Raw genomic sequence first — 7,989 nt, forward strand, 5'->3', positions numbered from 1 at the left:
GAGCGATTTTACATCGCGATACGGCACAAAAGCTCGCCGCGTGAAGCGGCTCCTACCAGATATTATATTGCGTGTAGGAGCGATTTTACATCGCGATACGGCACAAAAGCTCGTCGCGTGAAGCGGCTCCCACCAGAGGCTATATATCGAGTGTAGGAGCGATTTCACATCGCGATAGGTACATCACCGCAACTACAAAAAGTTGCGTTCAAATCGCTTAAGCACTATGGGCTTTACCTTTGCAGCGGTGAGTATCAGCATAATAAAAGCGACAATAAACCAGACGGGGCGATTACCATGCTCTGCATACCAGCTCACTCCACTAATGAGTTTTACATCACTTTTCAGTATATTGGCTTCGAATTGTGGAATGGCATGCTGAACTTTGCTAAGTGGATCGTAAACACCAGTGATACCATTATTCGTTACTCGAATTAATGGGCGCTGTAATTCTAAGGCACGCATCCGAGCGATCTGCATATGCTGATGCGGGCCGTGGGAATCTCCAAACCAGGCGTCGTTACTCACAGTAAAAAGAATATCTGACTCAGAGGTAAAGTTACCTCTGACAAGCTCGCTAAACGCGATTTCGTAGCAAATAGCGGGTAACACATGCAAACCGTTCGCAAGTAGGTTTGGTTGTACCGCATCACCTCGAGTAAATGACGACATCGCTAAGTTAAAAAGAGGCGCTATAGGGCGCAATAGGTTTTCGAACGGTACAAACTCACCAATAGGCAACAATTGGTGCTTCTGGTAGCGGTTTTTGTGCAGATAGTGATATTGCCCTTCGCTGTCTTCTTTTTCTTTTTTACCAAGCGTGATCAGCGTGTTGTACGCGGTTCTGGTATCAAACTGATAATCGGGAATGCCCGTTATCAGCGCTGTGCCATTAAACGCGGCGGCTTTGTCCAGCCCTTCTAAAAATGGGTAGGCTATATCTTCAAATTCAGGAATAGCAGCTTCCGGCCACACCACTAAATCAACGCCTTGCCAGTTAGGTCTAGTCATATCTCGGTATTTAGACATGGTCGGCCAAAACTGCTCAGGCTCCCAGCGAAGACTCTGCTTGATATTACCTTGTACAAGCAAAGTGGTGATTTCATCTCCCGAGTATTTCAATGGACCTTGAATGACTGGCACACTGTATAGACCTGCAATGCCAGCAAAGCAGGCTATAGCGAGATAAATCGCACGTTGTTTAAGTAGATAGTAAAGGCTTGTTGTCGCTAAAATAACTAGTAATGTTAAGCCAAATTCACCGATCCAAGGGGCTAAGCTGCTCAATGGCGAGTCAGTTAACGTGTAACCAAAACTAAGCCAAGGGAAGCCTGTGAGCATGTGACCTCGCAGCCATTCTGTAATGGCAAAACCCGCAACAAGTGCCAGCACCCGTTGCCATGGTGTGCGAGAAAAGTAGCTGGCAAAAGCAAATGCCAATGCCGGGTAGATGGCAAGATAAGCACATAGCAATGCCATCAACAGCACCGAGACAGGTAAGGGTAAACCACCAAATTCAGCGATAGAGACATGCACCCAGCTTATGCCAAGTGCAAACCAGCCAAAGCCAAATAAAAAGCCATATTTGGCCGCGAGCTTTGGGGTAGGTTTATCGGTAAGCCAAGCCGCTATAATCAAGCTAACAAAAGCGATAGGCCAAAAACCAAAAGGGGAATAAGCAAAAGTAAGTGCACAGCCAGAAATGAGTGCCAGCCATGCAAACTTATCTTTTGCGAGATTACTCAGGTTAGATACTAGAGTCTTCAACATGTTCAGATTTAGGTACACTTACTTGAATTTGTAAGATCCTCCGGTTATCGGAGTTAGTTACCTTAAACTGAAGGGGATCTATGTCTATGGTTTCACCGCGGCTTGGCATGTGGCCAAATGCATGAAGAATGATACCACCAATGGTATCTGCTTCTTGGGTGTCGTAGCTGGTTTTGAAGAATTCGTTAAATTCATCCAACGGCGTGAGTGCTTGCACGGTATAAACATGTTTGGATAGCTGACGAATATCTTGTTGTTCTTCGTCGTCATCATGTTCATCTTCGATTTCACCAACAATGGTTTCGAGAATATCTTCGATAGTAACCAGTCCAGACACACCGCCATATTCATCAATCACGATGGCCATATGGTAACGTTTTTGACGGAATTCGTTGAGCAGAGTATCGACACGCTTACTTTCAGGCACGACCACTGCGGGACGAAGGTATTCGCGGATACTTGGCAAATCGCTCTCTTCACGCAAAATCAAAGGTAAGAGATCTTTGGCAAGTAAGATGCCTTCTACATGGTCTTTGTCTTCACAAATCACAGGAAAACGCGAGTGTGAAGATTCTACCATCATAGGGAGTTGAGCACTGAGCGGCTCATCTACATCAAGTGTAATCATTTGCGAACGTGGGATCATGATGTCACGAACTTTCAGCTCTGAAACGCTGAGTACACCTTCCATCATGTCTTTGGTTTCTGGGTCAATCAGCTGGCGCTCTTGCGCATCAGCGATGACTTCAGCCAGTTCTTCTTTATTTTGGGGTTCCCCTTGCAGCATCTGTGTGATGCGTCCCAGCCAGGTCTTGCTAGAAGAACCCTGACTACTTTGCGAGTTATCGTCGCTCATTAGTTGTGTCTGCTCCGTTAATTTAACAATCGTCTCTGTAAGGATCTGCGATATTCAAAGAAGCAAGAATTTGCTTCTCTATTGTTTCCATTTCTACCGCGTCTTGTTCATTTATATGGTCAAATCCAAGTAAATGCAAGCAACCATGGATAACCATATGGGCGAAGTGGTCATGAAAGGTCTTTTCTTGCTCTATGGATTCTTGGTATACCACTTGGGGACAGATAACTAAATCACCAATAAGTGGCAACTCAATTCCCGGTGGCGCATCAAATGGGAAAGACAACACATTGGTTGGCTTGTCTTTGCCTCTGTACTGGCTATTGAGCTCTTGGCTTTCGTGCTCGTCAGCGATGCGAATAGTTAATTCTGCTTCTTCGCGAAATTGCGTTAATGCATGTTCTGCCCATAATTGGAATTGTGCTTCGGAAGGCAACTTGTCAAATTCACAAGCCAATTGCAAATCTAGCATTAAGTCCATGGTTTATTCCTCAGAAGGTTGCTGTTTCGCTTGATGCTTTTCAGCTTTAGCAAGACGCTCTTGTTCTTCTTTCTTCTCGTATGCTTCGACGATACGAGCAACCACTGGGTGTCTAACTACATCGTGAGATTTAAAGAAGTTAAATGAAATTTCTTCTACATCATTGAGCACATCTATCGCATGGCGAAGTCCAGAGCGCGCACCGCGAGGCAAATCGATTTGCGTGATATCACCGGTGATCACCGCTTTTGAATTAAAGCCAATCCGCGTTAGGAACATCTTCATTTGTTCAGTCGTGGTATTTTGGCTCTCGTCCAAGATAATAAACGCGTCATTGAGTGTTCGACCACGCATATATGCCAAAGGTGCAACCTCGATGACATTTTTTTCGATTAAGCGCTCAACTTTTTCAAAACCAAGCATCTCGAATAGGGCATCATAAAGAGGACGAAGGTAAGGGTCGATTTTTTGTGTTAAATCACCCGGTAAGAAACCCAGTTTTTCACCAGCTTCAACCGCTGGACGAGTGAGGAGGATGCGACGGATCTCTTGGCGTTCTAGCGCATCAACCGCTGCTGCAACAGCAAGATAGGTTTTACCAGTACCAGCAGGACCAACACCAAAGGTAATATCGTGAGTTAAGATATTAGCAACATATTGGCTCTGATTTGGGTTACGAGGCTTAACCACACCGCGACGAGTCTTAATATAGACTTCTTTGTCCCATACGGTTGGGGCGTCTTGTTCGAGTACGTTCGCTTCTGTGATGGCCAGATGAACCTGATCCGGTTCAATTTCTGTCATTTTTCCTTTCACAGGCTGAGTATCAACATATAGAGATTTTAGAATATCCACAGCTGCTTTTGCCGTTACCGCTTGTCCGGTCACTTTAAACCAATTGTCACGGTGCGCGATTTCAACTCCAAGGCGACGTTCTATTTGTTTTAGATTTTCGTCGAACGGACCACATAGTGAAGAAAGGCGGTGATTATCTGCGGGTTCTAAGTAAATTTCTATATTCTTTATCTGATTACTCAAAATGTCTTCCTATAAAAACGACGCTAGCCGAAGCTAGCGCACAATTTAAAAATGCTAGGGGGTAAAAGTACCAACACCTAATTCATTAATTTCAGGTTCTTGTGGGGCTTTATTTAAGATATCCGACGGTTTTACGTCACGACGTAAATCCATTTCTGCTTCAGTACGGATAAGCTCACCACGTAACGAGTTTGGTAACGCCTCAGTAATACGTACGTCGACGAATTGGCCGATCACTGAGTGTGGACCTTCGAAGTTTACAACGCGGTTATTTTCAGTTCTTCCACGCAGTTCCATTGGGTTTTTCTTCGATGGGCCCTCAACCAAAATACGCTGCTCGGTATCGTGCATCTTGCGGCTAATATCCTGCGCCATTTGGTTGATACGGTTCTGTAGGATGTATAGACGCTCTTTCTTTTCTGATTCTGCAACATCATCAGGTAAGTCTGCTGCTGGCGTGCCAGGTCGCGCTGAGTAGATGAAACTAAAGCTCATATCAAAACCGATATCATTAATCAGGTTCATCGTTGCTTCAAAGTCTGCGTTTGATTCGCCTGGGAAGCCAATGATGAAATCTGAAGACATGCTTAGGTTAGGACGGATCTTACGTAGCTTGCGGATTGTTGATTTGTACTCAAGCGCAGTATGACCGCGTTTCATTAGGTTTAGAATACGGTCTGAACCACTTTGCACTGGTAGGTGTAAATGGTCAACAAGCTCTGGCACATCCGCATAGGCTTCAATGATATCTGGTGTAAATTCAACAGGGTGAGATGTTGTATAACGAATACGGTCAATACCGTCAATTGCTGCAACGTAGCGAATTAAGTCAGAGAAGTAACAAATTTCACCATCGTGCATTTCACCACGGTAAGCATTTACGTTCTGGCCAAGCAAGTTCACTTCACGCACACCTTGCTCCGCAAGCTGAGCAACTTCAAGGATCACATCATCTAAAGGTCGGCTTACTTCTTCACCACGCGTGTAGGGTACAACACAGAAAGTACAGTACTTAGAGCAACCTTCCATAATCGAAACAAATGCACTCGGGCCTTCAGCCTTTGGCTCTGGCAAACGGTCAAACTTTTCGATTTCAGGGAATGAAATATCGACAACGGAGCCTTCTTTGCTTTGCACCTGTTTGATCATCTCTGGTAGACGGTGCAATGTTTGTGGTCCAAACACGATATCAACAAATGGCGCACGCTGACGAATGGTGTCGCCTTCTTGTGATGCTACGCAGCCACCAACACCAATAACAAGATCAGGGTTTGTGTCTTTTAGTAGTTTCCAACGACCAAGTTGGTGGAATACTTTTTCCTGTGCTTTCTCACGAATCGAGCAAGTATTGAGTAGGATCACATCAGCTTGCTCAGCTTCTTCTGTAAGCTGATAGCCATTTGTTGAATCCAAAAGATCCGCCATTTTCTGGGAGTCGTACTCGTTCATCTGACAACCCCAGGTTTTAATATGCAGTTTTTTACTCATTTAAATATTGCCTCGTTTACAACTCGGTGTTTAGCACTACGCGTTTCTCGTGCAGGCGATGCTGAATTGATATCATTATGCCTAAAGGACGCGTATTTTATATGACCTATCTTGTCTAGCCAAGTATAGATTTTAACTTTCAAAATGTGGATCAATACAGAGTGTTTTAAGCAAACATCTGTTTTTATATGCGTTACAATGCGTACAGACTCAATTAAGTGGAATATGGCATGAAAAACAAGGCTCTGATAGTCGGTGGTGGCATGGTTGGTGCGGCGTGTGCCGTTAAGCTAGCGAAGCAAGGTGTTGATGTAACCATTATTGAACATTCTCCCATCTCACCAGGTGCAATACTCTCAAGTGATAAGGTAGATATTCGCGTTTCTGCAATCAATCGCTTTTCCGAGCAGTTACTAGATGAGCTCGGTGCTATGCCTGTGTTAAGAAACACCAGAGCCGCGGTTTACAAGCAGCTAGAAGCCTATGAGGATAAGCCAGGACAATTAGTATTTGATTGTGAAGCGCTAAGCGCCTCGCACTTAGGCCACTTAATTGAGAATAACCTCATTCAAGCTGCTTTGTGGCAGCAGTTCGAGGAATTTGATATCAAGGTGGTTTCACCTGAGGGGATCCCAAAGCGCATTATTCATAATGATGATTCTGTGACGATTGAGTATCAAGCTGCATCTTTTACCGCCGATTTATTAATTGCAGCTGATGGGGGTCGCTCCATCGTCAGACAAATGAGTGGTATAGGCGTGACAGGCTGGCAATATGAGCAACATTGTATGGGGCTGCTGATTAAACTCGACGCACCGCAACAAGAAAAAACATGGCAGCAATTTAAGCCATCAGGTCCCATTGCCTTTTTACCTATGCAGTATCCGTATGCCAATCTGATTTGGTATGACAACGGCAATAAGCTCAACTTACTTAAGCAGCTAGATAAGCAGGCGCTAAAGCAAGAAGTAAAAGCTGCATTTTTTGAGCTACCTGGTGACTTTGAGATTGAAGAAGTAGCGGTTTTTCCTTTAGCAAGGCAGCATGCCAACCAGTACGTGAGCGAACGAGTGGTATTAGTAGGAGATGCAGCCCATACCATTAATCCATTAGCAGGGCAGGGAGTAAACCTTGGTTTTAAAGACGTTGCGGCGCTTGCTGAAGCGATTGAGTCAAAAGAAGATATTGGTGACAGCAGCGCACTACATCATTACGAGTCAAAGCGTAGAAAAGACAACCTCTTGATGATGAGTATGATGGATGCGTGTTATTTTGGCTTTTCGAATCAAGTAACACCGTTAAAGCATTTGAGAAATCTGGCTCTGAATGTGGCGAATAAAGCTGGGCCGTTAAAGAAAGAAGTGCTTAAGCACGCCATGGGAGGTGTTGGTTTTTAATCTTTGTTCTCTACACTGAGCGTGTTACACCAATTTACTTAATTAAGTGATCTTTTTGAAGGAGCAAGTATTAGGATAAATTGGTATTACTGCACGCTTCATTATTTAGTGCCGAGATTATCTCATCAGTGTTAGCTTATCGACGACATACATCAATGTATTAATATCAAATTTGCCATCTAGCCTTAATAACCAATCACTGTTGGGCTGCAAAATGTAAGCAGTTTGAACTCCTGAAGGTCTGATAGAAGAAAAAATATGTTTTGCTCCGTGAGTAGCGGTAAATACATTTGCTTCGTCTATAACGCCAAGCTCAGCACTGACTTTCTGCATGTCTTCACTCTGTATATCAAAGGTGCCATTGAAAGCTCGTGTCATAAACTCAAGAGGTGTTAAATCATACTTGTTCGGCAGACCAGCAAGTGCGGTAGCGTCAGTTATCCAGCTTAACGTTAGTTCAGAAGAGTTGTCGTTAATCACAACTGAGTAGGTATCGTTAGTAAAAGTTTGGAATGAAACTTTATTTGCCTGCTCTGAGGGCTGACAGTAGCTAAAGTGCTTGAGTGCGATTTCTATGTGTGATGGAGAGCAAATTGAGCTAGCCCTTGCTTCTACAAAGCTAGGTATACTGAAAATAATTAATGAGAATAAAAGAAATAAAGACTTTAGCACTTTCTTTCCTAACATGAAGAAAGTTTAAAAGTAACATTAGGAAAATGAGCTAGGAATGAATAGATAGGAAAGAGATTGTTACTAAATGGTGCGGAAAGAGAGACTTGAACTCTCACATCCGAAGATACTGGAACCTAAATCCAGCGCGTCTACCAATTCCGCCACTTCCGCACAGTAGATATTCTATTTGTAGCTATCATCTCAAGAAGAGATGGCTGGAGTACCAGGATTTGAACCTGGGAATGGCGGGATCAAAACCCGCTGCCTTACCGCTTGGCGATACTCCA

Annotated in this window: 7 protein-coding genes and 2 tRNA genes; 1 reads left to right on the top strand and 8 read right to left on the bottom strand. The window is 44.0% G+C overall.

The features are described 5' to 3' along the window. Nucleotides 1–192: 192 nt before the first annotated feature. The 5 genes from lnt to miaB are packed head-to-tail and all read right to left on the bottom strand — an operon-like array spanning nucleotide 193 to nucleotide 5,633. Nucleotides 193–1,770, bottom strand: coding sequence for an apolipoprotein N-acyltransferase (gene lnt / locus DRB05_RS00745; RefSeq protein ID WP_128725244.1), 1,578 nt, complete (start codon nucleotides 1,768–1,770; stop codon nucleotides 193–195). Beyond that, the gene (corC, locus tag DRB05_RS00750) at nucleotides 1,748–2,626 is read right to left on the bottom strand and encodes a CNNM family magnesium/cobalt transport protein CorC (protein ID WP_128725245.1); all 879 of its coding nucleotides are present in this window, start codon (nucleotides 2,624–2,626) and stop codon (nucleotides 1,748–1,750) included. Before corC ends, lnt begins: the two co-directional genes overlap by 23 nt. Nucleotides 2,627–2,648: 22 nt before the next feature. Beyond that, nucleotides 2,649–3,107 carry an rRNA maturation RNase YbeY gene (ybeY, locus tag DRB05_RS00755; RefSeq protein WP_128725246.1) on the bottom strand — a complete coding sequence of 153 codons (459 nt, stop codon included), beginning with the start codon at nucleotides 3,105–3,107 and terminating at the stop codon, nucleotides 2,649–2,651. Between the two features lie 3 nt (nucleotides 3,108–3,110). Then, nucleotides 3,111–4,145, bottom strand: coding sequence for a PhoH family protein (locus tag DRB05_RS00760; protein ID WP_128725247.1), 1,035 nt, complete (start codon nucleotides 4,143–4,145; stop codon nucleotides 3,111–3,113). Between the two features lie 54 nt (nucleotides 4,146–4,199). After that, the gene (miaB, locus tag DRB05_RS00765) at nucleotides 4,200–5,633 is read right to left on the bottom strand and encodes a tRNA (N6-isopentenyl adenosine(37)-C2)-methylthiotransferase MiaB (RefSeq protein ID WP_128725248.1); all 1,434 of its coding nucleotides are present in this window, start codon (nucleotides 5,631–5,633) and stop codon (nucleotides 4,200–4,202) included. A 230-nt stretch (nucleotides 5,634–5,863) separates the two neighbouring features. Between miaB and DRB05_RS00770 the strand changes: the two genes are divergently transcribed. Continuing rightward, nucleotides 5,864–7,030 carry an FAD-dependent oxidoreductase gene (locus DRB05_RS00770; protein ID WP_128725249.1) on the top strand — a complete coding sequence of 389 codons (1,167 nt, stop codon included), beginning with the start codon at nucleotides 5,864–5,866 and terminating at the stop codon, nucleotides 7,028–7,030. A 117-nt stretch (nucleotides 7,031–7,147) separates the two neighbouring features. Here DRB05_RS00770 and DRB05_RS00775 read toward each other — a convergent pair whose 3' ends face one another. The 3 genes from DRB05_RS00775 to DRB05_RS00785 all read right to left on the bottom strand — a co-directional run bounded on the left by DRB05_RS00775 (nucleotide 7,148) and on the right by DRB05_RS00785 (nucleotide 7,989). Next, nucleotides 7,148–7,702: a hypothetical protein gene (locus DRB05_RS00775; protein ID WP_128725250.1), complete on the bottom strand. Its 555-nt coding sequence runs from the start codon at nucleotides 7,700–7,702 to the stop codon at nucleotides 7,148–7,150. An 86-nt stretch (nucleotides 7,703–7,788) separates the two neighbouring features. Then, nucleotides 7,789–7,873, bottom strand: a tRNA-Leu gene (locus DRB05_RS00780). Nucleotides 7,874–7,914: 41 nt separating this feature from the next. Further along, nucleotides 7,915–7,989, bottom strand: a tRNA-Gln gene (locus DRB05_RS00785).

The sequence above is a fragment of the Pseudoalteromonas sp. A757 genome (assembly GCF_004103285.1).
GTDB classification, from domain to species: domain Bacteria; phylum Pseudomonadota; class Gammaproteobacteria; order Enterobacterales; family Alteromonadaceae; genus Pseudoalteromonas; species Pseudoalteromonas galatheae.